Annotated in this window: 23 protein-coding genes and 2 pseudogenes; 21 read left to right on the top strand and 4 right to left on the bottom strand. The window is 52.9% G+C overall.

Features of this window, described 5'->3' with window-relative positions; translation table 11 throughout:
* The first annotated feature begins 733 nt into the window (after window positions 1-733).
* Window positions 734-997 carry a hypothetical protein gene (locus ACLBVC_RS05445; protein WP_104925068.1) on the top strand — a complete coding sequence of 88 codons (264 nt, stop codon included), beginning with the start codon at window positions 734-736 and terminating at the stop codon, window positions 995-997.
* A gap of 56 nt (window positions 998-1,053) precedes the next feature.
* On the opposite strand, the gene ACLBVC_RS05440 is transcribed toward ACLBVC_RS05445, so the two are convergent.
* Both ACLBVC_RS05440 and fhuE read right to left on the bottom strand, forming a co-directional pair.
* Window positions 1,054-1,230, bottom strand: a complete 177-nt coding sequence (locus tag ACLBVC_RS05440; RefSeq protein WP_410148670.1) for a hypothetical protein — start codon at window positions 1,228-1,230, stop codon at window positions 1,054-1,056.
* A 108-nt stretch (window positions 1,231-1,338) separates the two neighbouring features.
* Window positions 1,339-3,555, bottom strand: a complete 2,217-nt coding sequence (gene fhuE / locus ACLBVC_RS05435; RefSeq protein WP_410148668.1) for a ferric-rhodotorulic acid/ferric-coprogen receptor FhuE — start codon at window positions 3,553-3,555, stop codon at window positions 1,339-1,341.
* Between the two features lie 329 nt (window positions 3,556-3,884).
* Here fhuE and ACLBVC_RS05430 point away from each other — a divergent pair, with 329 nt between their 5' ends.
* The 7 genes from ACLBVC_RS05430 to ACLBVC_RS05400 all read left to right on the top strand — a co-directional run bounded on the left by ACLBVC_RS05430 (window position 3,885) and on the right by ACLBVC_RS05400 (window position 12,386).
* Window positions 3,885-4,787 (top strand): homocysteine S-methyltransferase family protein, encoded by a 903-nt coding sequence (locus ACLBVC_RS05430; protein ID WP_410148666.1) that lies wholly within the window; start codon window positions 3,885-3,887, stop codon window positions 4,785-4,787.
* Between the two features lie 73 nt (window positions 4,788-4,860).
* A complete protein-coding gene (locus ACLBVC_RS05425; protein WP_410148839.1) occupies window positions 4,861-6,402 on the top strand; it encodes an ABC transporter substrate-binding protein in 1,542 nt (513 codons plus the stop codon).
* Window positions 6,403-6,508: 106 nt separating this feature from the next.
* Window positions 6,509-7,447 (top strand): ABC transporter permease, encoded by a 939-nt coding sequence (locus ACLBVC_RS05420; protein ID WP_410148837.1) that lies wholly within the window; start codon window positions 6,509-6,511, stop codon window positions 7,445-7,447.
* Window positions 7,448-7,465: 18 nt separating this feature from the next.
* Window positions 7,466-8,281: an ABC transporter permease gene (locus tag ACLBVC_RS05415; RefSeq protein WP_195824164.1), complete on the top strand. Its 816-nt coding sequence runs from the start codon at window positions 7,466-7,468 to the stop codon at window positions 8,279-8,281.
* Window positions 8,278-9,870, top strand: a complete 1,593-nt coding sequence (locus tag ACLBVC_RS05410) for an ABC transporter ATP-binding protein (protein ID WP_410148663.1) — start codon at window positions 8,278-8,280, stop codon at window positions 9,868-9,870. The genes ACLBVC_RS05415 and ACLBVC_RS05410 overlap by 4 nt, the downstream gene beginning before the upstream one ends.
* A 311-nt stretch (window positions 9,871-10,181) precedes the next feature.
* A complete protein-coding gene (locus ACLBVC_RS05405; RefSeq protein ID WP_410148661.1) occupies window positions 10,182-11,852 on the top strand; it encodes a methyl-accepting chemotaxis protein in 1,671 nt (556 codons plus the stop codon).
* A 168-nt stretch (window positions 11,853-12,020) separates the two neighbouring features.
* Window positions 12,021-12,386 carry a hypothetical protein gene (locus tag ACLBVC_RS05400; RefSeq protein ID WP_410148659.1) on the top strand — a complete coding sequence of 122 codons (366 nt, stop codon included), beginning with the start codon at window positions 12,021-12,023 and terminating at the stop codon, window positions 12,384-12,386.
* 29 nt (window positions 12,387-12,415) lie between these two features.
* On the opposite strand, the gene ACLBVC_RS05395 is transcribed toward ACLBVC_RS05400, so the two are convergent.
* Entirely contained in the window at window positions 12,416-13,405 is a 990-nt protein-coding gene (locus ACLBVC_RS05395; protein ID WP_410148657.1) for an aldo/keto reductase, read from the bottom strand.
* Between the two features lie 317 nt (window positions 13,406-13,722).
* Here ACLBVC_RS05395 and ACLBVC_RS05390 point away from each other — a divergent pair, with 317 nt between their 5' ends.
* The 13 genes and pseudogenes from ACLBVC_RS05390 (at window position 13,723) to pagP (ending at window position 24,477) form a co-directional block, all read left to right on the top strand.
* Window positions 13,723-14,034: a biotin/lipoyl-binding protein gene (locus ACLBVC_RS05390; RefSeq protein ID WP_410148656.1), complete on the top strand. Its 312-nt coding sequence runs from the start codon at window positions 13,723-13,725 to the stop codon at window positions 14,032-14,034.
* Window positions 14,031-14,723: a heavy metal response regulator transcription factor gene (locus ACLBVC_RS05385; RefSeq protein ID WP_410148654.1), complete on the top strand. Its 693-nt coding sequence runs from the start codon at window positions 14,031-14,033 to the stop codon at window positions 14,721-14,723. The genes ACLBVC_RS05390 and ACLBVC_RS05385 overlap by 4 nt, the downstream gene beginning before the upstream one ends.
* A complete protein-coding gene (locus tag ACLBVC_RS05380; RefSeq protein WP_410148652.1) occupies window positions 14,720-16,123 on the top strand; it encodes a heavy metal sensor histidine kinase in 1,404 nt (467 codons plus the stop codon). The genes ACLBVC_RS05385 and ACLBVC_RS05380 overlap by 4 nt, the downstream gene beginning before the upstream one ends.
* 106 nt (window positions 16,124-16,229) lie before the next feature.
* On the top strand, window positions 16,230-16,643 hold the full coding sequence (locus ACLBVC_RS05375; RefSeq protein ID WP_410148650.1) for a hypothetical protein: 414 nt from the start codon (window positions 16,230-16,232) through the stop codon (window positions 16,641-16,643).
* A 566-nt stretch (window positions 16,644-17,209) separates the two neighbouring features.
* Window positions 17,210-18,595, top strand: a complete 1,386-nt coding sequence (locus tag ACLBVC_RS05370; RefSeq protein WP_410148648.1) for a diaminobutyrate--2-oxoglutarate transaminase — start codon at window positions 17,210-17,212, stop codon at window positions 18,593-18,595.
* A gap of 18 nt (window positions 18,596-18,613) precedes the next feature.
* Entirely contained in the window at window positions 18,614-20,086 is a 1,473-nt protein-coding gene (locus ACLBVC_RS05365) for a pyridoxal phosphate-dependent decarboxylase family protein (RefSeq protein WP_410148646.1), read from the top strand.
* Window positions 20,087-20,295: 209 nt separating this feature from the next.
* Window positions 20,296-21,069 (top strand): AraC family transcriptional regulator, encoded by a 774-nt coding sequence (locus tag ACLBVC_RS05360; RefSeq protein WP_410148835.1) that lies wholly within the window; start codon window positions 20,296-20,298, stop codon window positions 21,067-21,069.
* Between the two features lie 77 nt (window positions 21,070-21,146).
* On the top strand, window positions 21,147-21,857 hold the full coding sequence (locus tag ACLBVC_RS05355; protein WP_410148644.1) for an AzlC family ABC transporter permease: 711 nt from the start codon (window positions 21,147-21,149) through the stop codon (window positions 21,855-21,857).
* Window positions 21,854-22,165 carry an AzlD domain-containing protein gene (locus tag ACLBVC_RS05350; RefSeq protein ID WP_410148642.1) on the top strand — a complete coding sequence of 104 codons (312 nt, stop codon included), beginning with the start codon at window positions 21,854-21,856 and terminating at the stop codon, window positions 22,163-22,165. Before ACLBVC_RS05355 ends, ACLBVC_RS05350 begins: the two co-directional genes overlap by 4 nt.
* Before the next feature lie 178 nt (window positions 22,166-22,343).
* Window positions 22,344-22,697, top strand: a pseudogene (locus ACLBVC_RS05345) (VOC family protein); the annotation flags it as partial.
* Between the two features lie 245 nt (window positions 22,698-22,942).
* Window positions 22,943-23,086 (top strand): annotated as a pseudogene (gene rpiB, locus ACLBVC_RS05340) (bifunctional allose-6-phosphate isomerase/ribose-5-phosphate isomerase RpiB); the annotation flags it as partial.
* A gap of 122 nt (window positions 23,087-23,208) precedes the next feature.
* Complete coding sequence (locus ACLBVC_RS05335; protein ID WP_410148640.1) at window positions 23,209-23,412, top strand: hypothetical protein; 204 nt, start codon at window positions 23,209-23,211, stop codon at window positions 23,410-23,412.
* Between the two features lie 483 nt (window positions 23,413-23,895).
* A complete protein-coding gene (gene pagP, locus ACLBVC_RS05330) occupies window positions 23,896-24,477 on the top strand; it encodes a lipid IV(A) palmitoyltransferase PagP (protein WP_410148833.1) in 582 nt (193 codons plus the stop codon).
* A gap of 49 nt (window positions 24,478-24,526) precedes the next feature.
* Here the strand turns inward: pagP and ACLBVC_RS05325 are convergent, their stop codons facing one another.
* Window positions 24,527-25,381 (bottom strand): aldo/keto reductase family oxidoreductase, encoded by an 855-nt coding sequence (locus ACLBVC_RS05325; protein WP_410148638.1) that lies wholly within the window; start codon window positions 25,379-25,381, stop codon window positions 24,527-24,529.
* Window positions 25,382-25,442: the final 61 nt, after the last annotated feature.

Genomic DNA, 25,442 nt, shown 5'->3' with positions numbered 1-25,442 from the left:
GTTTCGATAAATATTTTTCGATAATGAAATTTGAACTTCTGACTATTTAATTTATGCGAGTTAGTTAATTATAAAAAATATGTGGTTTTTCAAATTTGGTCGATATGTACTCATGCTATAAAAAAGACTCATTATTCCTGCCATGGCAATAGATTTTGCTAAACAATGCAGAAGACGAGAAAAGGATGACCTTCTAATCGTAAAACCAGGTGCTCTTAGAGGCGTTGCTTCTTAGCATAAGCTCAGTCATATCTATCTAGAGGAATTTTAGCATTCTTTATTTTTCAGTGAATCTTATGTTGAATGTGCTTGCAGCAGATGTCTTTTTGAAAGCGGTCAATGGCTATATAATTCGAAAGATTTATACAGGTTGCGTCAGAATTGAAAAAGCCTCCAGCCGCTTTCAGAAAGCTTGCTTAATGAGCGTTTCGAGACTTAAAGGCTTGAGCCGAGCGAAGTGACGACCCGAAGGGCGAGGCCGCAGGCCGAGTAATACCGAAATGAAGGTACCGCGTAGCGGCAAGCTTTCGCGGCAAATGTTGTACGTGTTGACATCCCTAAACCTGGTGATTTTAATCTACGGATTCCTTCTGGAAATGAGGCCGGTGTGAATGAATTTTGGGTACCGGGAGGGATACTACCAAACAATAACGCCGAAGCAGTGATTGATGCGGGGAGTATATTACCCAGTGATTACACGGTTTCTCCTGTTAAATTTAGATGAGATAATTTAATGAAATTTGAAGACGTTTTTTTTAGCAGAGAGGAAAGATATTCTATTGGAATTGAAACAGAGACTGCTCGATATTATCTGTCCATTCCTGTAACCAATCATATGATTGATTATGAAGAATATTATGAGATAAGTGAAAGCGAGTATAATATCTTTCTGAGTAATCCTGCCATGGCAGTAGATTTTGCTAAACAATGCAAAAGACGAGAAAAGGATGATCTTCTAATCGTAAAACCAGGTGCTCTTAGAGGCGTTGCTTCTTAGCATAAGCTCAGTCATATCTATCTCAATCTTCCGAATTACATAGCCATTGGCCGCTTTCAAAATGACGTCGAATGAACGGTAAGAAACAGCGAGAGTCTTTTTTCGAGCAGGTACGAACCTGAAATGAGAGTACCGCGAAGCGGCGGCGTTTGCGGCAATAACGGCGGCACCTGAAACATAGCCAGCGAGGGATAGCGCGCAGTTAAAAAACGCAGGATTATTAAGGAGCGCATTTACGCTCCTTAACCCGGTGTGGGCCGGTGCCACGACCTTGACCTGTGCGATAACCGATACGTACCGTTCCGGTTATGCCCGATACGGCCAGTATCTGCGAGCCAAAATCAGAAGCTATAACTCGCTGTCACCGACACATTCCTCGGCTCGCCGTAGACCACGTACTGGCTGACACTGGTGTCATATTCTTTGTCGAACAGGTTGTTCACGTTGGCCTGAACGGCGAGTTGTTTCGTGACCTGATAACGGCTGAAGAGATTAACCACGGTATAGCTGCCTTGCTCGGCGTAACGGGTTCCGTTGCCGCTTGGGCCTGGCTCATCCTGCCAGACGTGGGTCTGCCAGTTCGCTCCGCCGCCGACGGTCAGATCCTGCAACATCGGCAGGCGATAGCTGGTGAACAGTTTCAGCTGCGTGCGCGGCAGTTGCGGGTTAACCGCATCGCTGTTTTCGTCTTCGGCAATGTAACGGGTGCCGCCGAACGTCATCTGCCAGTTGTCGGTCAGCGCGCCATTCAGTTCAAATTCAATCCCGCGACTCACCGTGCCGTTCTTGCCTTCATATGCCGTATCGGTCGAGCCTTCGATGGTGCGGCCGGTGCTTTGCGCGACGTTATCCAGCTCCGCGCGGAACACCGCAACGGAAGCGGTCAGGCGGCTGTTGAACCAGTCGGATTTTACGCCCGCTTCGTAGTTTTTACCGATAACCGGCGACAGATACGCGCCGTTGATATCGCGGTAAGTCTGCGGCTGGAATACCGACGTGTAGCTGGCGTAGGTTGACCAGGTATCGTTGATGTCGAACACCAGACCGGCGTAAGGCGTGATGTTGTTCTTCTCAATCTGAGCCGTCAGGGTGTCAGAATTCCAGTTGGTGTAACGCGCACCGACAATCAGATGCAGCGGATCGGCCAGCGAAATACGCGTGGCGACGTACGCTGATTTCTGGCGGATAACGTCCCGCTCAGCCAGAGAGCGCGGGCCCCAGTCGGTTTCCGGGAACTGGCTGTTGTAATCGTTAAAGTTGCCCAGCTCTTCGGTCGAAATATTGGCGAATGAGCTGTAATAGGTATTTTGTTGTTTGGAATAACTCACGCCGGTCATCAGTTCATGCTGACGGCCAAACAGTTCGTACGGGCCGCTGGCAAAGGCGTCCACGCCATCGACTTTACGTTTACCGGTGTTGTAGCCGGTTCCCGCGACGACCGGATAACCGGCATAAGCGGATTCGCCCACGCCGGTGGTTTTATCGAATGTCCCGTCGATGTACATCATTTTACTGTCGATACGGGATTCGGTATGCGTGCCGTTCAGCGTCGCCTGCCAGCCGTTATCGAAGGACTGCTTCAAAGTGGTGAAAAGTTTGGTGGTTTCTTTATTGCTGTAAGCCCAGTCCGGCGCGGAGTTGAAGCCACGGCGGTAATCGGTTTTGCTGCCGTCGAGATACCAGCGCGGCATGCCGCCCCAGGTCGGGCTGTCGGTGTTGTTTTGCTGGAATTCGTAACCGGCGGAAAGCAGGGTGGAATCGGTCAGGTCGGCATCCACCGTGGCGTAGACGAATTTTTTGGTCGCGCCGTAACGCTCAACGTAGCTGTTCTGATCCTGATATCCGGTGATCAGGCGGCCACGCACGCTGCCGGATTCGTTCAGCGGGGTGGATAAATCTGCCACATAACGCTGTTTGTTCCAGCTGCCGTAAGTTGCGGAAACATTGCCCGTGAATTCTTTGCTGTCGGCGTGTTTACGCACCTGATTGACGGAGGCGGATGGGTTGCCCGGGCCGGTCATCAGGCCGGTTGCGCCGCGCACCACTTCGATGCGTTCGAAAAGCGCGGTGTCGGACTGTGAATCGCCCAGATCCCAGCGCGGGTCGAAGGTGGTCGGAATACCATCCACCATGTAGTTATCGATTAAAAAGCCACGCGCGTAATAGGTGCGGCGGTCAAGATCCGAGACGCTTTCCTGAATGCCAGTGGTGTTTTTCAGTACATCACCCAGCGTTTGCAGCTGCTGATCCTGCATACGTTGTTTGCTGATGATGCTGATGGACTGCGGAATATCGCGCGTGGTCAGCGCCATTTTGGTACCCGCGGTGGTGACCGGTACGCTGTAATCGGTGGCGGCAGTGTCGGTAGCTGCGGCGTTATTCTGGCCGGTCACGACGACCGTATCGTCGGTTTTATTCGCCGTAGTTTCGGCGGCATAAGCAGAATGTAAAGACGACGAAATAAAAACAGCAATAACAGAAAGTGAAAGTTTCTGTCCTAAATTATTATTCCTGCCACGGATTGATTTAACTGACTTTTTCCCTGAAACGGATACCATTTATTAATCTCCGAAAGATTATTTTATATTTTATTAGCCACAACTTTTAGATATTTATAACGCTTTAAAAGGGTGAACAAGACCCGCCGGGATCCCCCGAAAAAGAGGGCCAGAATGATGAAAGGTCAGGTTTAGTTAGTAAAGCGAATGAGAATAATACGTATTGAGTTTAACTGTGTAAATAATTATTACCATTCCGTCATCGCGAGTTTGCTTTTCTCTTTTTAGCCATTAAGAAATCTAGACATCTAAACGTTCGTTTTGTAGAGTGTTATTCACCTGCTGAATTACTGTTTGATTCAGATAAGAAAACGCGAGGCGCCGACACAATGATCAGTAACATCAAAATCCTCGATGGCGGAATGGGCCGTGAACTTGCCCGGATGGGCGCGCCGTTCCGTCAGCCAGAGTGGTCGGCGCTGTCGCTGATCCAGGCACCGGAGTTTGTCCGTAAAGCGCACGACGCTTTTATTGCAGCCGGTTCCGACGTGATCACCACCAACAGTTACGCCGTCGTCCCTTTCCATGTGGGCGACAAAGTCTTTGCTGAGCAGGGCGCGGCGCTGATTGCGCTGTCCGGAAAACTGGCGCGTGAAGCAGCGGATGCGGCAAAAACGCCGGTGAACGTGGCGGGTTCCTTGCCACCGGTTCTGGGTTCTTATCGCCCGGATCTCTTCGAACCGGTTGCGGCGAAAAAACTGCTGAAAGTGCTGGTGGAAAATCTCAAAGACACCGTGGATTACTGGCTGGCCGAAACGCAAAGTTCAGTCGCCGAGGTTGAAGCTGTGCGCGAAGTGCTGACAGACGTGTTGGGCGATGACCGGCGTCCGCTGTGGTTCTCGTTCACCTTGCAGGATCAGCTTAACGATGACGGCCAGGCGCTGCTGCGCTCCGGTGAATCCATTGAGCAGGCGGTTGACGCCGCGCAGCGTTTATCCGCCAGCGCGATTTTGTTCAACTGTAGTCGCCCGGAAGTGATGGCCGCCGCCGTACGTGCGGCACGTGCCGCAAACACTTCTCTTGATATCGGCGTTTATGCCAACGCTTTTGAGCCTGCGGATAACAAACGCGGCGCGAACGAAGGGTTAAGCAAAATGCGTCAGGACACCGATCCTGCCGGATATCTGCAATTTGCCGAAGACTGGGTAGCGCAGGGCGCAACGATGGTTGGCGGCTGCTGCGGGATCGGGCCAGAACACATCGCGGCATTGAAAAACGCATTCAGTCAATAAAATCAAAAATATCAGCCGCACGCCGGACTGAATTTAGGGGCGTTATCGCCTCAGTGACAGGGGAAAAAACATGATTGATCGTCGTTCGTTTATTAAAAGTGCGGGGGCACTTTCCATCGCAGCCGCCACACATTCACTGTGGCTGGGCAACGCATTTGCCGCGCAAGTGGAAAAGCCGAAAAAAGGCGGACATTTAGTGGTGGGCGTCGATAACGCCTCCAGCACCGACCGTCTGGATCCGGCATTCTGGTTCGAAACCTACATGTATTTTGTCGGTTCTCAGGTCTTTAATAATCTGGTGGAAATCGACGAAAGCGCCGGGCTTGCGCCCTCGCTGGCGGAATCCTGGTCATCTGCCGATGGCAGTAAAACCTGGGTGCTGAAAATCCGTCAGGGCGTGCAGTTCCATGATGGACGTTCGCTGGGCGCGAAAGACGTGGTGTATTCCCTGAATCACCATCGCGGCGAGAAATCTACGTCGCCGGTGAAAGGCTATCTGGACACCGTCAGTTCCCTTGAAGCAACCGGCGAACATGAAGTGACGATCAAACTGACCGCCGCCGATGTGGAATTTGTCTGGCTGCTGAGCGCGGTGCATTTTGCGATCACTGCAGAAAATGAAAACTTCGACAAAGGCATCGGCACCGGCGCTTTCATTCTGGAGAAATTCCAGCCGGGCGTCACCACGCTGACCAAACGCAATCCGAACTACTGGAACAGCGAACGCGGGCATGTTGATTCCGTCGAAACGCTGGCGATGAACGACTCCACGGCGCGCGTGGCGGCGCTGGTCAGCGGCTCTGCGCACCTGATTAACCGTGTGAATCCGCGCATTGTCAGCCGTATCGAGCGCATGCCAAACCTGAAACTGGTGCGCGCGAAAGACAGCATGATTTACACCTTCCCGGGGCTGTCGAATCTGGCGCCGTTTGATAGTGTCGATGGCCGTCTGGCGCTGAAATACGCCATCGACCGTCAGCAGATTATCGACACCGTTTTGGGCGGATACGGCACCGTTGCCAACGACAATCCAATTTTCCCGTCGAACCGTTACTTTGCGAAAGACATTCCGCAGCGCCCGTATGACCCGGAAAAAGCCCAGTTCCACTGGAAGAAATCCGGGTTCAACGGTCCGCTGACGCTTAACGTGGCCGATGCCGGTTTCCCGGGCGCGGTCGATGCCGGTCAGCTTTATCAGCAATCTGCGGCGAAAGCCGGTATCAACCTCAACGTGGTTCGCGTACCGGATGACGCGTTCTGGAATGATATCTGGCAGAAAAAAGCGTTTGTGTCGTCGAACTGGGCGAACCGTCCGACCGCCGATGCGCTGCTATCTCTGGTGTTTACCAGCCAGTCGTCGTGGAATGAATCGGCCTGGCACGTTCCGGCCTTCGATGCGATGGTGAAAGCTGCGCGCGGTGAGCCGGATGAAGCGCACCGTAAGCAGATTTACCACGATATTCAGGTGATGCTGGTCGATCAGGGCAGTGAAGTCATTCCGCTGTACGCCGACGCGCTTGATGGCTGCTCTTCCAAAATCAAAGGATTCACCTCCGTGCCGGGAATGCCGCTGAGCGGTAACCGCGCGGCAGAGAAAATCTGGATCGAAAGCTGAGCCGGGTAAGAGAATAATGTCAGAGCTTCCTTCTGTAAAAACATCACAACGGCCTGCGGGCCGTTTTTCGCTGAACCGTGCTTCACAAAACGGCTCGCTTTTGCGCATGGTGCTGGTGCGCCTCTTTTATGGCGTACTGGTGGTGCTGGCGGTTTCCGTACTGATTTTTGCCGGTGTACAGTTGCTGCCGGGTAATGCGGCGACGGCCATTCTCGGCCAGAGCGCGACGCCGGACGCCATACGCGAACTGAACTTACAACTCGGGCTGGATAAACCGGCGGCGAGTCGCTATCTGAGCTGGTTGTTCGGCGTACTGCACGGCGATTTCGGCACCAGTTTTTCCACCCGCGAAGCCATCAGCGGCCCGCTGTTTACGCGGCTTGGCAATACGCTGTTTCTGGCAGGATGCACTGCCGCCATCGCGGTTCCGCTGGCGCTAATCATCGGGTTTATTTCCGTGCGTTATCATGGCAGCGTTATTGATACTTTCCTCAATGCCATCACCCGCGCCACCGTTGCGCTGCCGGAATTTTTCTCCGGTTATCTGCTGATCCTGATTTTCGCCATCACGCTGGCATGGGCACCGAGCAACAGCAGTATTTCGCCGGACATGCCGCTGGCTACCAAACTTTCTGCAATCTCACTGCCATGCGCCACGCTGGTGCTGGCGATCCTCGGGCACATGAGCAACATGACCCGCGCCGCGCTGATTGCCGCGCAAAGCTCCGCCTATGTGGATACCGCGTTGCTGAAAGGGTTGTCGCCGTCGCGTATTTTGTGGCGTCACGTTCTGCCCAACGCTATCGGCCCGATTATCAACGTCGTGGCGATCAATCTGGCGTATCTGATGGTCGGCGTGGTGATTGTCGAGAACGTTTTTGTGTATCCGGGGCTGGGGCAATACATGGTCGACAGCATCAGCAAACGCGACATTCCGGTGATGCAGGATTGCGCGCTGTTGCTGGCCGGGATTTATATTCTGCTGAATTTGCTGGCCGACGTGATGGCGCTGGTCGCCAATCCGCGTTTACGCCATAACCGCTAAATTTTAGGAATTGCTGCAATGCCTGCCTTAAAACCTGCCTCGATTCTTGGCCTGCTTGTGCTGAGTCTCTTTGTTCTTATCGCGATTTTTGCGCCGTGGCTGGCGCCGCACGCACCGGATCAGACGCTGGGCATGTCGTGGGATCTGCCGGGGCCGAATGCGCTGCTCGGCACTGATAATCTCGGGCGCGATCTGCTTTCTCGTCTCATTTGGGGCACCCGCGTTTCGCTGGGTGTTACCGCTCTGGCGGCGCTGGTGGCCTTTTCGGTCGGCTGTACGCTGGGCTTTATCGCCGGATTACGAGGCGGCTGGCTGGATCAGGTGATTTCGCGCTGCAACGACATCGTGATGGCGATCCCGACCCTGATTCTGGCGCTGATCGTGCTGGCCGTCTTACCGAAAACCTTGCTGACCCTGACGCTGGTTCTCGGGCTGCTGGAATCCACCCGCGTGCTGCGCGTGGCGCGTTCGCTGGCGACAGATATCGGCGTGATGGAGTTTGTCGATGTGGCGCGCCTGCGCGGAGAAAGCCTCGGCTGGATCCTCCGGCGGGTGATTTTGCCTAACGCCTTACAGACGCTGATTGCCGAATTCGGCCTGCGTTTTATTTTCATTTTGCTGTTCCTCTCAGCGCTGTCGTTCCTCGGCCTTGGCGTTCAGCCACCGACCGCCGACTGGGGCGGGCTGGCGCGGGATAATAAAGACGGGATTCTGTTTGGCGTCTGGGCGGCGCTGATCCCCGGCGGGGCGATTGCGGTGCTGGCGCTGGCGGTCAATGCCGTCGCCGACTGGCTGATGAGCGGTTCGACCCGCGTCTGGGGGAAAAAAGCATGAACGACGTTTTACTCAAAACAGAAAATTTGCGCGTGGTGTCCGCCGGTAAAAATCCGCGTACACTGGTGGATGATGTGTCTTTTATCGTCAAACGCGGCGAAGTCCTGGGGCTGATTGGTGAATCCGGCGCGGGGAAATCCACGATCGGATTGGCAATCCTCGGTCATTGTCGTCAGGGAATGCGTATTCATTCCGGCAGCATTGTCTTTAACGGGCAAGATCTCACGGCGTTGTCTGAGCGGCGTTTGCGCCAGATCCGTGGCCGCCATATTGCGTATGTGGCGCAGTCCGCCGGTGCGGCGTTTAATCCGGCGATTACCCTGGGTGAACAGGTGATTGAACCGGCGCTGAAACACAAAATCTATGACCGCCAGCAGGCACAGGTGCGTGCCATTGAACTGTTTGAACAGCTCGGTTTGCCGCAGCCGCAGGCATTTTATCAGCGTTATCCGCATCAGGTTTCCGGCGGTCAGTTGCAGCGGGCGATGATTGCGATGGCGCTGTGCGCCAGTCCCGAGCTGCTGATTTTCGATGAGCCGACGACCGCGCTGGATGTCACTACGCAGCTTGGTGTGCTGAAAGCCATTGCCGATGTGATCCGAATTTCCGGCGTGGCGGCGATTTACATCAGCCACGATCTGGCCGTTGTCGCGCAAATCAGCGACAAGATTATGGTGTTGCAGCACGGCAAAACGGTGGAACAGGCGCCGACCGCGCAGCTGCTGGCGCAGCCACAACAGGAATACACCCGGCGTCTGCTGAATGCGCAGGGCGAAACCAAAACGCCGCAAACCGGCGAGGCACCGGTGGCGCTGAGTCTGCGCAATATCAGTGCACGTTATCAGGCGCAGCCGGTCTTGCAGGATATTTCCCTGAACCTGCCGCGTGGCCGGACGCTGGCGGTGATCGGCGAATCCGGTTCGGGGAAATCAACGCTCGGCAAAGTGATTTGCGGATTACTCAGCCCGGAAACAGGGGAAGTGACGCTGGAACAGCACACGCTGCCTGCCGGTCTGCGTCAGCGCAGCCGCCCGCAGTTGCGCGATGTGCAGCTGATTCATCAGATCCCCGATACCGCGCTGAACCCGAAAGAGCGGATTGGCGGGCAGATTTCCCGCGTGCTGGAATGTTTTACTTCGCTTAACCGCAGCGAACGGCAGGCCAAAGTCAGCGAACTGCTGGCGCAGGTCGGGCTGCATGCGGAACTGGCGGAGCGTTTCCCTTCGGCACTTTCCGGCGGCCAGAAACAGCGCGTGTGCATCGCGCGGGCGCTGGCGGCGGCGCCGAAGCTGATCGTGTGCGACGAACCGACGTCGGCGTTAGATCCGCTGGTGGCGCGCGACGTGCTGGCGCTGCTGCGTAAAATCCAGCACGACACAGGCATCGCATACCTGTTTATCACGCATGATTTGCAGGTGGTGCGTGAGATTGCTGATGAAGTGGCCGTGCTTAGACAAGGCGTGATTGTACGGCAGGGGCCGGTGGCGTCCGCACTGAGCGAACCGCTGGACGAATACACCCGCGAGTTGCTGCGCTCGGTACCGGAAATGCGCACCGGCTGGTTGGCGGAAATGTTCGCCAGCGCGTAAAGCGGCCTCCCCTGAAAAGGGGAGGCGTAAATCGCAATTCCATTTTCGTACAGTAACAAACCATTCTGATTCATTTCTTTTTACACTTCCCTAATAATACCGTCACTAAAGATCTCTTTATTTGTACCGATAACCTTCCTGAACCGTAAATATTTTTAAAGGTATTTTTCCCCGCTTTAAAAATTAATTTGAGATAAGTGGTGCTGATTTATTTAAAAGAAAATAAACAGTAATTTCGCTATGCAATCATCAGTACTTTGAATTGTTTCGTGTTGAATTCATTTTATTGGCCAGGAAATAAGGGAGTTAGAATGTTCATTATGATCAACAATATGCGGGTAGGCACTCGTTTAGGGGCCGCATTCAGCCTGGTAATTTTACTATTAATCATCGTCAGCGTGACGGCGGTAACCAAAATAAGCGGCATTAATGCCAGTATCGACCAAATAGTCAGCGATCGTTATGTGAAAGTGCGTCTGGCATTTGATGTCCGCGACGGAGTGAATAATCAGATTAAATTCTTGCGCGGAATTGTCATTGATACTAAAAACCCTGAGCAAAACCAAAAACGCTATTTACAACTTGATGACACCGTTAAACAAACCAACCTGGCGATGAGTAAAATTGCTGCCATTCAGTCAACGGTGGTCGGTAAGCAAAAAATCAAAGCATTGCAGGATGCCAGCGAGGCGTTTGAAAGTGGCAAAGAAGCGTTAATCACATTGGCCCGCGCCGGTGATATGGACGGTGCAACCGAATATGTCCTGCGTAAACTGACCACGTCGCAAAACGCCTATCTGGATCTGGCAACCGCGTTCGCCAACTCTCAGGATCAACAGTTGCAGGCCGAAGGCAAAAAAGCTGTAGCAGACGGGCATACTGCCATCGAACTGACGCTGATTTTCTCTGCGCTGGCGATTTTGCTGGCTGCGGCAATGGGCTATTTCCTGACGCGTTCTATTACCCGTCCGCTGCTTAACGCGGTAAAAGTGGCAGAAAACGTGGCGGCAGGCGACCTGACGACGCAGATTCAGGTGAGATCGAACGACGAAACCGGGCAGCTGATGCAGGGCCTGAAAAACATGAACGAAAATCTGCTCAAGATCGTCACAGAAGTGCGTGCCGGAACGAACGCCATTAACAGCGCGTCCAGCGAAATCGCCGCCGGTAACCTGGATTTGTCTTCCCGTACTGAGCAACAGGCCAGCTCGCTTGAAGAAACGGCGTCGGCGATGGAACAGATGACCGCGACGGTGAAACAAAATGCCGATAACGCACGTCAGGCGAATCAGCTGGCGACACAGGCTTCACGCGTGGCAGTGGAAGGCGGCGAAGTGGTCGGGCAGGTCGTGAATACGATGGAAGGTATTAATGTCTCTTCGCGCAAAATAGTCGATATCATTTCGGTCATTGACGGCATTGCATTCCAGACCAATATTCTTGCGCTAAACGCCGCGGTAGAAGCTGCGCGTGCCGGTGAACAGGGTCGCGGTTTTGCCGTGGTGGCCTCGGAAGTGCGCAATCTGGCGCAGCGTTCTGCCAGTGCAGCGAAAGAGATCAAAGTACTGATCGACGATTCGGTTTCTAAAGTCGATAACGGGACGCAACTGGTCGCAAAAGCGGGCGCGACAATGGCCGAAGTGGTCTCCAGCGTGAAAAACGTCACGGATATCGTGGGTGAAATTGCGATTGCCAGCAACGAACAAAGCACCGGCATTGAAGAGATCAACAAGGCCATCAATCAGATGGACGAAGTGACTCAGCAGAACGCCGCGCTGGTTCAGGAGGCGTCTTCGGCGGCGTATTCCCTCAACGAACAGGCGGAGCGCCTGTCGCAGGCCATCAGCATCTTTAAAGTCAGCGCGGCGACGGCAACCTCCGCCGTACGTAAAGCCACGCACGCAAAATCCCCGGCGTTGTTGCCAAACCGTCGTGCGGTGCCTGCTGCCAGCGCCGATGAGGGTTCGTGGGAAACCTTCTGATTTTCTGGTTATTTCTGCGTTAATTCTCCAAACCCGGTACTGAGTATCGGGTTTTTTACTTTTCTGCCGTTTTCAGACATTTAGGACACTTCCCCTAACTGCCGTACTTCCCCTCTTTGTTATTGTTTTCCTGTAATACACATTCATTTTTAGAAAGGGAGTTTTCATATGACCGGTTTACTGGCAGCTAAAAATAATGCACGTCTGGGGATTGTCGCGGGTACAGCGGCTTTGCTTTTCAGTTTAGTGGCCAACGCAGATGTGCAATCGCGTCAGCAGTTTCTGGATCAGGCTGCTGAGAAGAACCGTCAGCGGTATGAACAGGTTCTGCAACAGCAACGAAAACAACAGGAAGAGTTTGAGAAGAGTTCTCGCGACTATGCCAGACAGGTTGAGGAACGTGTTAAACAGCAGAATGCCGAAACTGACCGCATTCATCAGGAAGCGGTCGAGCGCAATAAACAAGATGAAATGGACAGACTGGCGCGGGCGCAAAAAATGCGCGATGAAGCCGGGGATCCGGAGCGGAACTGAGCCCGCTCCGTTTTCGTCGTTTTTGAGTTTCAGCGCCCAACGCGTGCCTGCAACGCAGCCGGATAGCGGTCGCCGTGAACTTCGACGGCGGCCAGCGCGCTGCCGAGGTTGCGTAATTCGCTGTCGCTGAGCGTAACGTCCGTTGCGCCTAAGTTTTCTTCCAAACGCTGCAGTTTGGTGGTGCCCGGAATCGGTACAATCCACGGTTTTTGTGCCAGCAACCAGGCTAGCGCAATCTGTGCCGGTGTAACGCGTTTTTCCTGGGCGATATTATGAATCACAGCCAGCAGGCTCTGGTTTGCCGCCAGCGCTTCCGGTGAGAAACGCGGCACTTTGCTGCGGAAATCATCACTCCCAAAGGTGGCATTCGCATCAAACGCGCCGGTCAGGAAGCCTTTTCCCAGCGGGCTGAATGGCACAAAACCAATACCCAGCTCTTCCAGTGTCGGAATGATTTCCTGCTCCGGCTCGCGCCACCACATGGAATATTCGCTTTGCAGCGCAGTAACCGGCTGCACGGCGTGCGCGCGGCGGATAGTTTGTGCGCCCGCTTCGGACAACCCGAAGTGTTTCACTTTACCTTCGGCAATCAGATCTTTTACTGCGCCGGCGACGTCTTCAATCGGCACTTCCGGATCTACGCGGTGCTGATAAAGCAGATCGATGACATCGGTTTTCAGGCGTTTCAGCGAGCCTTCCACCGCAACGCGAATGTGTTTCGGGCGGCTGTTGAGGATCTGCTGTTTGTTATCGTCACCAAAGGTGAAACCAAATTTCGTGGCGATCACTACTTTATCGCGCACCGGTGCCAGCGCTTCGCCGACCACTTCTTCGTTTAGGTACGGGCCGTAAACTTCGGCGGTGTCAAAGAAGGTCACGCCGCGTTCGACCGCGGCGCGGATAAGTTTAATGGCCTGACGGGTTTCCGTTGCTGCGCCGTAACCAAAGCTCAGCCCCATGCAGCCTAAACCGAGAGACGAAACTTCGAGGCCAGATTTGCCCAGTAAGCGTTTTTGCATGTGATTCTTCCTCAGTATTGACGTGATACGTTCAGTGTCCGTGGGATCTGCGATCCGTTGTGTAGTCTCTTATCCTGCAATCCCAAAATCCTGTGATTTCAGGATGAGTAACAACGAATGCTTAACGTGGGTTGAATCATAGTCGCTTGAGGTTCATCGAATTAGAGGTGGCAATCCGCATACCTTTATGAGCTGAGTTCATTAATCGGAGAGAGCCTGCGAGGAACATTACAAAGTTGTCATTTTTCTGGCGGCTTTCTGTAGGGGCACGCAGCGTAGACTCGGCGCAATATCTTATTGCCGGGAAGACCCGTTGTATGAACATTTCCAGGCCAAAGCGCCTTGCTGTAATCACGTTAGTGCTGGTTTGCGGAGCCTCTTTCTGGGGCTATTCGTTGCGCAGTTCGCCTGCGGCTGTAAAACCGACGACCGCCGTGCCGCTAGTCACGCTGGTGGCGGCGCAAACCAAAGATTTGCCCCTGACGCTGAATACGCAGGGACATTTGGTGTCGCTTAATCAGGTGGACGTCCGTGCGCAAATCACCAGTTCCGTGGCGCAGGTGGCGTTCCACGAAGGCGATTTCGTCAAAAAAGGGGAGCTTTTATTTGTGCTTAAGGAGCTGGCATGAGGTTATTGTTAGTGGAAGACCAGAAAATGGCGTCTGAATATATCGCCAAGGGGCTGACGGAGAATAATTTCGTCGTGGATGTCGCGCAAAACGGCGTCGACGGGCTGCATTTTCTGCTAACCAATGATTATGACCTGGCCATTCTGGACGTCATGTTGCCGGGCATTGACGGCTGGAAAGTGATTGAAATGGCGCGTCAGGCCGGTAAACAAACACCGATTATGTTTCTGACCGCGCGTGACGACGTCGAAGACCGCGTGCGCGGGCTGGAACTGGGCGCGGAGGATTATCTGATTAAACCGTTTTCGTTCAGCGAACTGCTCGCCCGCGCGCGGGTGATTCTGCGGCGACAGACGGCGCAGTTTTCGCCCGCAGCAGAAGAAAATCAGTTACAGGTGGCAGATCTGACGCTTGATTTGCTTAAGCACAGAGTGACACGTGGCGGCGTGCGTATCGAACTTACCCAAAAAGAGTTTCTCTTGCTGAGTTTGCTGATGCGCCGCTCCGGCGAAGTGCTTTCCCGCACAGTGCTGGCCGAGCAGGTGTGGGACATGAATTTCGACCCGGAAACCAACGTCATCGACGTGGCGATCCGTCGTCTTCGCAACAAAATTGACGACAATTTTGAGGACAAACTTCTGCATACGCTGCGCGGTGCGGGGTATGTGCTGGAACTGCGCACCTCATGAAATCCCTTTTGCGCGCACTGCGAAATATTCCGATCACCTTCCGGTTAACGCTCTATTTTTCGCTGACGATGGCGATCGTTTTGTACAGCGTGTCCGGCTTGTTGTATTCCACCATGCGTTCGCAGCTCAATCAGAAAGACGAACAGGAACTGCGCAGCTCAATGCAGTTTCAGCAGGAAATGGCGATAGCCATCAGCGAACGGCAGGGCACGGAAGCGCAGTGGCAAAAGGAACTGTTTGAATTCGTGGCGAAGCAGGAGCGTCTGTCGTTGCGCATCATTAGCCCGGACGGAAAAATCTATTCTCAGTCGGCGAATATGCGCGTGCCACAGTCTGACTTTTCGCCGCCGACGCAAAACTTCAGTTACCGCTCGTGGCGCTACGGTGATGAAGAACACCGCGAAAAATACCTGATTACCTCAACGCATTTCACACTCCGCGACAACCAGCAATGGCTGGTGCAGGCGGCGCTGAACGTGTCCAAAAATAACGAGATCATCGAAAATTATTATCAGATGATGCAGGTGATCGCCGCGCTGGCGATCACCCTGTTTGCCGCTCTGGGTTTCTGGCTGGCGCGCCGGGGATTATCGCCGCTGCGGCTGATCATTGCCGATATTGAGAAAATCCACGCCGAAGACCTGCATACCCGTATTTCCACGCAGCGCTGGCCGACGGAGCTGAACGCGCTGGCCGCATCTTTTGACCGGATGATGATGCGGCTTGAAGCCTCGTTTAAGCAGCTCAACCGTTTTTCCTCCGACATCGCCCACGAATTACGTGCGCCGATCAATAACCTGATTTCCGCCGCCAGCGTGACGCAGTCGAAAGACCGCAGCAGCCGGGAATATCAGGAAACCCTTGCCGCCATTGTTGAAGAAGGTGAACGTTTGTCCCGTATGATTTCCTCCATGCTTTTTCTCGCCAGGGCAGACAACAGTCGCGAATCTCTGGCGAAAGAGTGGATGAGCAGCCGTCACGAATTTGAAAAACTGATCAATTTCTACGACGTGCTGGCGGAAGAAAAAAATATCCGGTTGGTCAGTGAAGGCGATATCGCATTGCAGGGCGATCCGCTGCTGATCCAGCGCGCACTGTCGAATATTCTGTCTAACGCCATCCGCCATACCGGCGAAAACGGGCTGATTACCCTGAGCGCCAGAGAGGACACGCAATTTATCTGGCTGAGTATCGAAGACACCGGCGAAGGAATTGCGGCCGAACATCTGCCGCTGATTTTTGACCGTTTCTACCGGATCGACGCCTCGCGCAGCCTGACTGAAAATACCGGCCTCGGGTTGGCGATTGTGAAAACCATCGCGGAATTACACGGCGGGCGGATTGTGGTAGAAAGCGAGCCGGACAAAGGCAGCCGCTTTACGTTGGTTCTGCCGAAATAATCATCTTCACGCTGAACCCCCGATAAATAAAATTCAGCGTTCTCGATGAGACAGGCTATCTTTCTTAAGGTTTTTAGATGATTAGCCAGAAAGATAAAGGGAGTACATGACCAAAATTTTATCGCCCTCGGCGCAGGCGCTGATGATGTCGTTGCTGACGGGGCAGGCGGTTCACTGGCAAAGTGCGTGGACGCCGCCTCCTTATACCGTGCAGGCCTGGCGGGGGATCAGTTCCTTGATGTTCTCAAAGATACTCGAACCGATCTGGTGGTGTTGCCGTTGTCCGGATCCGGTGGTGACGGTCAGGCGCAACGCGGTCTACTGGCTGGCGCATCTGGTGCAGGAACCCGGCCCGGCGGCGAAGAAACTGTGGATTGATGCGGTAAAAGCGCGCTATCAGATGCAGACCAACAGTATGCTCGGGCACGAAGCAGATGCCTTTCTGTTGCAGGTTTTTCAGGATTACGTCGCGCTGTATGACCTTTATCGCAAAGGGAAAGATAAGGCAAAAAATAGCTAGCAATATTGCGGTTGCGTTTAGGAAATCGCATTTCCGTTATTCGCCGATATAACAAAAGTCCGAATTACTTCATTAATAACCCGCCGTTATATCGGTGTAATATATTTCAAAATTTATATTCGGCTAATATTCAGCCATTTACTGCCCGCCAGGTTATTATCTGCGGCCGCCTAACATTCGGCAGGCTATAATAACAATGTTCTTCATGGGATCCGTAAACCGGCCTCTGCGCCGGTGCGAAGTCACGGCCAGCGCGGGACGATGCGATGTCACTTAAGGGCAATTTTGTTCCCGTGGTATCACGCGTTTACCCGTTGTTTACCTGACAGGAAGTGCTTTTTAGTGCTTTATTAATGACCGTGTAACGGAGTTAAGTCAGCACGATCGTTCACTAAATCAGCAACATATTGATTCCTTTAAAAAAGAATAAACAATTCTATACAAAATAAATTATTGAGGTACAGAGTAAAAAGCCATATATTGGCCGCGTTTTTCTCATGGTACTTACCTTTTAAATACATTTATTCAATTGCAGCGTTTCCATAACCTGCGGTTGTAGGAGAGATATGATGACGGATAAAGTCCGTATTGACAGTTTAGGTGCGAATTCATTAAACGGAAACAATGAAACCTATTTGGCGAGACAAGCTGAATTTGAATCGAATGTCAGGAGCTACCCGCGCAAGTTGCCGTTAGCAATTGCGAAGGCCAATGGCGTGTGGATCACCGATGTTGAGAATAATCAATATCTTGATTGCCTTGCCGGTGCCGGTACGCTGGCTCTTGGACATAATCATCCGGACGTGCTGCAAAGCATCCAAAATGTCATTACCAGCGGCTTGCCGTTACATACACTGGATCTGACAACACCGTTGAAAGATCAGTTCTCAGAATATCTGCTTTCTTTACTGCCGCAACAGGGCAAAGAGTATTGCCTGCAATTCACCGGCCCATCGGGTGCGGATGCGGTAGAAGCGGCCATGAAACTGGCTAAAAAAGTCACCGGTCGCTCTGGCATCATCAGTTTCTCCGGCGGTTATCACGGTATGACACACGCCACGCTGGCGGTGACCGGTAACTTGTCTCCGAAAGAAGCCGTAAACGGCATGATGCCGGAAGTGCAGTTCATGCCTTATCCGCACCAGTACCGCTGCCCGCTGGGTATCGGCGGTGAGGCTGGCGTTAAAGCATTAACCTATTACTTCGAAAACCTGATCAACGACGTGGAAAGCGGCGTTCGCAAACCTGCGGCCGTAATTCTGGAAGCCGTTCAGGGCGAAGGTGGCGTGAATCCGGCTCCGGCTGAGTGGTTGCAGCGCATCCGTAAAGTGACTCAGGAACAAGGCATTCTGCTGATCCTCGACGAAGTTCAGGCGGGTTTCTGCCGTACCGGCAAACAGTTCGCCTTCGAACATGCGGGAATCGAGCCGGACATTATCGTGATGTCTAAAGCGGTCGGCGGCGGTCTGCCACTGGCGGTTTTGGGTATCAAAAAACAGTTCGACGCCTGGGCTCCAGGTCACCACACCGGCACGTTCCGTGGTAACCAACTGGCAATGGCCACCGGCCTGACGACGCTGAAAATCTTGAAAGACGAAAAGATTGCAGAAAAAGTCGCCGCGCAGGGTGAATGGCTGAAAGGCAAGCTGGCTGATCTTCAAAAACGTTACCCGGTCATCGGTCACGTGCGTGGTCTGGGCTTAATGATCGGTATTGAGATCGTTAAACCAAACGAAGCGCAGGATCACATGGGTTGCTACCCGGCTGATGGCGATTTGTCTGCGCTGTTGCAGAAAAAATGCTTCGGTGCTGGACTGATCCTGGAACGCGGTGGCCGTAACGGCTGCGTGTTACGCCTGTTGCCTTCCCTGCTGATCACCAATGATGAGCTGGGTATTTTCCTCGATAAGTTTGAACAGGCGCTGTTGGCGGCTGGCATCAAACCTGTCTGAGCGGAGTAAGAGATTCTGATGTCCGAGTTAAACCCGATTCTGGCAGGCTCAGCGCAAAGCACTGAAGCCTACCAGCAGGCCATTGCACAGAGCAGTGAAGCTGTTGTGCAGTGGCTGCAACAACCTGAGATGTATCAGGGGAAAACCGTTGCTGAACTGCGTGAGCGTATTACGCTTGACTTCAATCCTCAGGGCCTGGGCAATCAGGCTGCGATTGAACGTGCAATTGAATATTTTCTGAAAGACAGCCTGTCGGTGCATCACCCGCAGTGCGTGGCCCATCTGCATTGCCCGAGTCTGGTGATCAGCCAGGCCGCGGAAGTGCTGATTAACGCCACTAACCAGAGCATGGACTCCTGGGACCAAAGCCCGTCAGCGACCATCATCGAGATGAAGCTGATTGAATGGCTCCGTACTCAGGTCGGTTACCAGGCTGGCGATGCGGGCGTGTTCACCAGCGGCGGCACCCAGAGCAATCTGATGGGGCTGATGCTGGCGCGTGACGCGTTCTTCGCCCGTCAGGGACACTCCATCCAGCAGGATGGTCTGACCGGTAATCTGCGTAAAATTAAAGTGTTATGTTCTGAAAACGCGCACTTCTCCGTGCAGAAGAACATGGCATTGCTGGGCCTCGGCTATCAGTCTGTCACACTCGTCAAAACCGATGAATACGCCCGTATGGATTTCAACGATTTACGCGAGAAAGTGGCGCAGGCTCAGGCCAATGGCGAGCAGATCCTGGCGATTGTCGCAACGGCCGGTACCACCGACGCCGGTGCTATCGACCCGCTGCGTAAAATTGCTGAACTGGCCGCAGAACAACAGATTTGGGTGCATGTAGATGCGGCGTGGGGCGGTGCATTGCTGCTGTCTGAAAAATATCGTCATTATCTTGACGGTATTGAGCTGGTGGATTCCATTACGCTGGACTTCCACAAACAGTTCTTCCAGACCATCAGCTGCGGTGCGTTCCTGCTCAAAGAAGAGCGTCACTACGAGCTGATGCGCTATCAGGCGGCTTACCTGAACTCTGAGTTCGACGAAGCGGCTGGCGTGCCAAATCTGGTGTCTAAGTCACTGCAAACCACCCGCCGTTTCGATGCACTGAAACTGTGGATGGGTCTGGAAGCGTTGGGTCAGAAACAATACGCCGAAATCATCGACCACGGTGTGACGCTGGCACAAGACGTGGCGCAGTTCGTAACGTCCGAAGCCGCGCTGGAACTGGTGATGAAGCCTCAGCTGGCGAGCGTTCTGTTCCGTTATCGTCCACAGCAGCTGGCGACCGCCAGCGACGCGGCTATCGCGCTGCTGAATCAGAAAATCGGTGATGCGCTGCTGGAATCAGGTCGTGCCAACGTGGGCGTGACTGAGCATAACGGCGTGACCTGCCTGAAACTGACGTTGCTGAACCCGACCGTAACGCTGGAGGATGTCAAAGTCCTGTTGGCGCTGGTTGAGAAAACCGCACGGCAACTGCTGAACGCGTAAGTTTTCACTCCGAACGCGGTAAAAAGCCGGTAACACTTTTCAGGTGTTACCGGCTTTTTTATTCTTATCGCAGCAACTTTGTTCAAGATTTTCAGAAACCGGATTGGTATACAGATATTTCTTTTTGCGCAAAATGACGTGACGGCACTGTGGCAACTCTTCAGGAACAGACAAATTATTATCATCTGGCTGAATTTAACGGGCTGGAGATGCTGAATGCGATTTACCGTGAACAGTGTTTTTCACGCCACGTTCACGAGACGTTTTGTATTTCGCTGATCGAAAAGGGTACGCAACGGTTCTACCGCAGCGGCGGTGAGCACTGCGCGCCGCAGGGACATATTGTTTTGGTGAATCCGGATGAAGTGCATACCGGACAGGCCGAATCTGCATTCGGATGGTCGTACCGGGCCATCTATCCGCATCCATCGCTGATGAAATCGCTGTCCCGCGATTTGCTGAGTATAAATGGCGAGATCCCCTGGTTTCCTATGCCGGTGGTTTATGACCCCGGCCTTGCGCACCAGCTGCAACTGACCTTCGATGTATTGTTACAGCCCGGAGACAAACTGTTTAAAGAAAGCCTGCTGATGTCGACAATGACCCGGCTGGTGATGCGGCACTGTTCTTCCCCAAAAACGCCCCGCCCGCTGAGCAATGCCGAATCCCAGATATTGCGGATTAAAGACCTGCTTAATGATTGTCCTGAAGCAGATTTCGGGTTGACGGAACTGGCGGAAGCCGCAGGGCTGAGCACCTGGCATTTCTTGCGCCAGTTTAAGAAAGTGGTCGGATTGTCGCCGCACTCCTGGCTGATTCAGGCGCGTCTGCGGAAAGCCAAAGCCTGCCTGTTGGGCGGCGTGCCGATTGGTGAATCGGCGTTGCTGGCCGGATTTGCCGATCAAAGCCACCTTAACCGTCATTTCAAACGGGCCATCGGGGTCACGCCCGGTCAGTTCGTTAAAGCTCATAAAATTTTCTGAGCAGCGAGCAATCGCGTTCAAGACCTGTTTCCTGCACTGACCTAAAGTGACCTTTCACTCTATTAAGGTTCACTTTTATGACAATTCCTTCGCAAATTTCAGCCCGGCATAACGGGTTTATGCACGGCGCGGTCGCGATGCTGCCCCTGTGTTTATCCGTGATACCGTGGGGCATTCTGGCAGGATCAATGGCGATTCAGTCCGGCCTGACGTTTTCCCAGAGCCTTGGAATGTCAGCAATTATTTATGCCGGTGCGGCTCAGCTGGTGACGCTGGGGATGCTGCTGACAGGGGCGAATGCGTGGGTCATCGCGATTTCCGTATTTTTTCTGACGGCGCAACACTTTCTGTATGGCCTGACGCTGAGGCAGCAGGTTTCTGTATTTGCCGCCCGCCTGCGTATTCCTGTAGGGTTTCTGCTGACCGACGAACTTTTTGCGCTTAGCACCGCCCACAGAGAACGCAGTGCGCTGACGCCGGCGTTTATGCTCGGGGCAGGGCTGACCTTTTATTTGTGCTGGGTGCTGTGTAGTCTGGCGGGAATACTGATGGCCTCTTCAGTTCCGGAACTGGGGCGTTTTCATCTGGATTTCTCCATCATTGCGACGTTTGCCTCGCTGGTAGTCCCGATGATAAACCGGCCTGCAGTGCTGGCAGGCGTTTGCAGTTCGTTAGGATTATCGATGTTGTTTGCCGCATGGCATTTCTCTGGTGCAATCATTATTGCCGGGCTTTTGGGGATGGCAATTTCGCTGCTGGTCGCCAGATTATGCGGGGAAAAAGAATGAGCTGGTTACTGTTACTGAGCCTCGCGGGCATTGTTTTTTTTAACCGCTATGTGTTCCTCGAACCCCGTCTCCCGGTGCGCCTGCCGCTTTTTATCCATCAGGCGCTGAAATACGCCGCGCCTTGTTTACTCACGGCAATCTGCGGGCCAATCATTGTGGCGCAGGACGGTGTTTTGCGCGTATTTCCCGATAATCCGTATTTCTGGGGAACGGTTTTCAGCGTGCTGTTTGCTCTGTTTATCCGAAGTACAGTCACCGTTGTGATGCTGAGTATGGTGATGTTTTACCTGGTGGGATCGGTGCTTTAGCATGATCAAAAATGACGAGCAGATGTGACATATTTTGCTGAAAACATCGTCGAGTATTTTTCATTGAGTGGCTATTTTTTACCAGATATTCTTGCCGTTCCTCTGGCACCGTCCGGTTTCTACCGTAAGCACCTTAGCTTTAGCACCGTCTGACGCTATGTAATTGCTGACTTTTCTAATGATGAGGTCGGTTATGCAACATAATGTCAGATTTGGTCGTATTGCCACTGTTTTGCCGGTGAGGAACATGGAAACCGCGCAGGCGTTTTATATCGACGGATTGAAATTCGAAAAGGTTTTTGAAAATGGCGATCCAATCGGTTTTATGATTTTGAAACGCGGTGACAGTGAGTTGCATTTAACACTTCAGCCGGCGCATAAAGCCGCGCATTTCCCTGTCGCACATCTGCTTGTCGATGATGCCAATGCGTTATTGATCATTTGTCAGAGCCTTGGCGCGAAAATTGTCAAAGGATTACAGGACAAAGATTATGGCATCCGGGCGTTTGTTTTTGCCGATCCTGACGGTAACCGGATTGATTTTGGGGCAGTAAATTTAGTCTTCTGTGAGACCTGTCCGGGAGTATTAGGTTTACTGTTATCTGCCACCCTGACCGCCGTTCTGACGGGTATCACAGAGTCGATTAAATTCTCGTTCCTGTTCGCCGCGCCGCTGTTATACGTGCCGCACTGCCTTCTGGCCGGATTGTCATTCATGCTTTGCCACATCTTTAATGTCGGCGTCGGCCAAACGTTTTCCGGCAGCTTAATGCAGACGCAGTGGTGTGCAGCGAGCCGTATTCGGCGAAATTGTCCCGCGAACATAACAATACCAATATTCTTTCCTTTGGGTCACGCGTTGTCGGCTCTGAGCTTGCAAAGATGATTATCGACGCGTGGCTGGATGCTCACCGTCATTGAGGAGGCGCAACAATGCACGCAATTTTGCCCGTCGCTGATGCGCGTGGACTTTTCCCGTCTGGGCGAGGAACTGTCCAGCCTTTTATCGAAAGCTCGTTCAGCAAGTCCGCCGGCTCAGAGCCATGCTGAATGAAAATAAGAGCGATGCGCTCATCGCCATCAACGGAGCCATTTCCCCCGAAGTGGTAAAAACGCTCGGCGCGGAAATTGACCTCTTTATTCTCGGCACAGCAGGGTTGTTCCGCAAAGACATGTCTTACAAAGAGGCGATGACTGTTTTGCATGAACAGGTCGTTTTGCCGAAGGGCTCGGTGGAAGTGGCATAGCCCGTGCGCGGGAGGAAGGCAACAAAAAAGCCATTCTGCAAAATAACGTTATTCGCAGAATGGCTTATGTATTTTACGGCGGACGCAGTCAGCGTCCTGCTGGCCCTGATGAAGAAAACCGCACTTAGTTGCGGGCACCAATAATCAGCGCTGCGACCAATGCAATTGAAACGAACGACATATAACCCACCACTAAAGCTCTTTTCATAGTTAAGCACCTCAGTTGAACGTTTTTCAGAACAGCGGACTCATGACTGGACGCAGAGTAAACCGGGCAAATCGCAGCTTACCTATTGATGATAGATCACGCGGCCAGATAAAGGTGATTTAACGAAATGAGAGGACACACCTGAAGGCTACAGATGTTAAAAAAACACCTCTGACCTTATTGATTTTATTGACGAGCAATAAAAGTCCCTGCTGGAGGATGAGCTATCATTGACTGAAATAGTGCTCTCAGCAAACTCTGGTGGACGGATGATAATACAGAAAAAACTCAATTCAATCATGATGGTGTTAAGCATTGCCTGCGCGGTGCCCGCACTGGCGGCTAACCCCACGGGCGACAACAGAAGCGGAGTGTCGGGCTTATGGGAAGATTTTAAAGATGATGTTTCCCTGACCTGGAATGAACCTCAATATACCGATATTTATCTTCCTTTTCTGAGCTGGCATAACCGGTTGACGTACGATAAGCATAAAACAGATCACTATAATGAAATGCCGTGGGGCGGCGGGATTGGTGTTTCCCGTTATACAGAACAGGGCAACTGGAGTGGCCTCTTTGCGATGGTATTTCAGGATTCCCACCGCGAGTGGCAACCAGCCGCCGGTTACGGGTGGGAAAAGGGATGGTATTTCACGCAAAGTAAGGATGTCCGTCTTGGGCTGGGATTAGCGGGCGGAATTACCGCCCGTCAGGATTTCGCTAATTACGTGCCGCTGCCATTCTTATTCCCACTCTTTTCTGCGGGATATAAAAACGTCAATTTGCAGTTCACCTACATCCCCGGAACTTACAATAACGGCAACGTGCTTTTTGCGTGGCTGAGATATGGTTTTTAGATATTACCCGCGGTCAGACGCTATTTCAGCCACTAATGAAAGGCTGAACTTATATCCCGTTCAGTTTCGCCATCACTTCTTCGGATAATTGCAGCTTCCCGCTTGCCAGATTTTCCTGTAAATGCTCAGGCGACGACGTGCCGGGGATCAGCAAAATATTCGGTGAGCGTTTGAGCAGCCACGCCAGCGCGACCTGCATCGGTGTGGCCTGCAATGTCGCGGCCACCTCATCAAGCGACGTGGACTGCAACGGCGAAAAACCGCCCAGCGGGAAAAAAGGGACATACGCAATGCCCTGTTCCGCAAGGGTATCGACCAGCGCATCATCGTGCCGGTTCGCCAGGTTATACATGTTCTGAACGCAGGCAATGGCCGTCAGTTTCTGTGCGTCAGCGACCTGACTGGCCGTGACATTACTCAGGCCGATATGGCGGATCAATCCGCGTTCTTTCAACCTCATCAGGGCTTCCAGTTGCGGCTCCAACGAGCCTTCCTTCGGCTGATGAGTGTCGAGCATGCTGCGCAGATTCACCACGTCTATCGTTTCCAGTCCCAGATTGCGCAGGTTATCTTCCACCGCCTGCGTCAGTTCCTGCGGACTGAAAGCCATTAACCAGCCGCCTTTTTCATCACGGCGCGCGCCGACTTTGGTCACAATGCACAGATTGTCAGGATACGGATGCAGCGCTTTTTTGATCAGCCGGTTGGTTTCATGCGGGCCGTAAAAATCGCTGGTATCGATATGATTCACACCGCTGGCGATGGCGTCACACAATACCTGGATACCCCGCGCTTCATTTTTCACCGGCCCAAAAACGCCCGGCCCCGCCAGTTGCATGGCGCCGTAACCTAAGCGTCCTACTTCGCGATTGCCCAGGTGATAAGTCATTGAAGGCTGTGACATGGAATTCTCCTCTGTGAATGTTCACTGATTGTAGCGGGGCGCTGGCTGTGCAACTATCCGG

The sequence above is a fragment of the Rahnella selenatireducens genome, assembly GCF_046449555.1.
GTDB lineage: Bacteria > Pseudomonadota > Gammaproteobacteria > Enterobacterales > Enterobacteriaceae > Rahnella > Rahnella selenatireducens.
Note: the sequence above shows the minus strand (reverse complement) of the source record. Positions and strands in the feature narration are given on the sequence as shown.

Excerpts from the sequence above, each read along its gene's own strand:
- ACLBVC_RS05405 (WP_410148661.1), top strand. The coding sequence starts at position 10,182 with ATGTTCATTATGATCAACAATATGCGGGTAGGCACTCGTTTAGGGGCC.
- ACLBVC_RS05440 (WP_410148670.1), bottom strand. The coding sequence starts at position 1,230 with ATGCGCTCCTTAATAATCCTGCGTTTTTTAACTGCGCGCTATCCCTCG.
- ACLBVC_RS05365 (WP_410148646.1), top strand. The coding sequence starts at position 18,614 with ATGTCCGAGTTAAACCCGATTCTGGCAGGCTCAGCGCAAAGCACTGAA.
- ACLBVC_RS05395 (WP_410148657.1), bottom strand. The coding sequence starts at position 13,405 with ATGCAAAAACGCTTACTGGGCAAATCTGGCCTCGAAGTTTCGTCTCTC.
- ACLBVC_RS05360 (WP_410148835.1), top strand. The coding sequence starts at position 20,296 with ATGCTGAATGCGATTTACCGTGAACAGTGTTTTTCACGCCACGTTCAC.
- ACLBVC_RS05390 (WP_410148656.1), top strand. The coding sequence starts at position 13,723 with ATGAACATTTCCAGGCCAAAGCGCCTTGCTGTAATCACGTTAGTGCTG.
- ACLBVC_RS05370 (WP_410148648.1), top strand. The coding sequence starts at position 17,210 with ATGATGACGGATAAAGTCCGTATTGACAGTTTAGGTGCGAATTCATTA.
- ACLBVC_RS05375 (WP_410148650.1), top strand. The coding sequence starts at position 16,230 with ATGACCAAAATTTTATCGCCCTCGGCGCAGGCGCTGATGATGTCGTTG.
- ACLBVC_RS05335 (WP_410148640.1), top strand. The coding sequence starts at position 23,209 with ATGCTGAATGAAAATAAGAGCGATGCGCTCATCGCCATCAACGGAGCC.
- ACLBVC_RS05410 (WP_410148663.1), top strand. The coding sequence starts at position 8,278 with ATGAACGACGTTTTACTCAAAACAGAAAATTTGCGCGTGGTGTCCGCC.
- ACLBVC_RS05420 (WP_410148837.1), top strand. The coding sequence starts at position 6,509 with ATGGTGCTGGTGCGCCTCTTTTATGGCGTACTGGTGGTGCTGGCGGTT.
- ACLBVC_RS05445 (WP_104925068.1), top strand. The coding sequence starts at position 734 with ATGAAATTTGAAGACGTTTTTTTTAGCAGAGAGGAAAGATATTCTATT.
- ACLBVC_RS05385 (WP_410148654.1), top strand. The coding sequence starts at position 14,031 with ATGAGGTTATTGTTAGTGGAAGACCAGAAAATGGCGTCTGAATATATC.
- ACLBVC_RS05355 (WP_410148644.1), top strand. The coding sequence starts at position 21,147 with ATGACAATTCCTTCGCAAATTTCAGCCCGGCATAACGGGTTTATGCAC.
- ACLBVC_RS05430 (WP_410148666.1), top strand. The coding sequence starts at position 3,885 with ATGATCAGTAACATCAAAATCCTCGATGGCGGAATGGGCCGTGAACTT.
- ACLBVC_RS05325 (WP_410148638.1), bottom strand. The coding sequence starts at position 25,381 with ATGTCACAGCCTTCAATGACTTATCACCTGGGCAATCGCGAAGTAGGA.
- ACLBVC_RS05350 (WP_410148642.1), top strand. The coding sequence starts at position 21,854 with ATGAGCTGGTTACTGTTACTGAGCCTCGCGGGCATTGTTTTTTTTAAC.
- fhuE (WP_410148668.1), bottom strand. The coding sequence starts at position 3,555 with ATGGTATCCGTTTCAGGGAAAAAGTCAGTTAAATCAATCCGTGGCAGG.
- ACLBVC_RS05400 (WP_410148659.1), top strand. The coding sequence starts at position 12,021 with ATGACCGGTTTACTGGCAGCTAAAAATAATGCACGTCTGGGGATTGTC.
- ACLBVC_RS05380 (WP_410148652.1), top strand. The coding sequence starts at position 14,720 with ATGAAATCCCTTTTGCGCGCACTGCGAAATATTCCGATCACCTTCCGG.
- ACLBVC_RS05415 (WP_195824164.1), top strand. The coding sequence starts at position 7,466 with ATGCCTGCCTTAAAACCTGCCTCGATTCTTGGCCTGCTTGTGCTGAGT.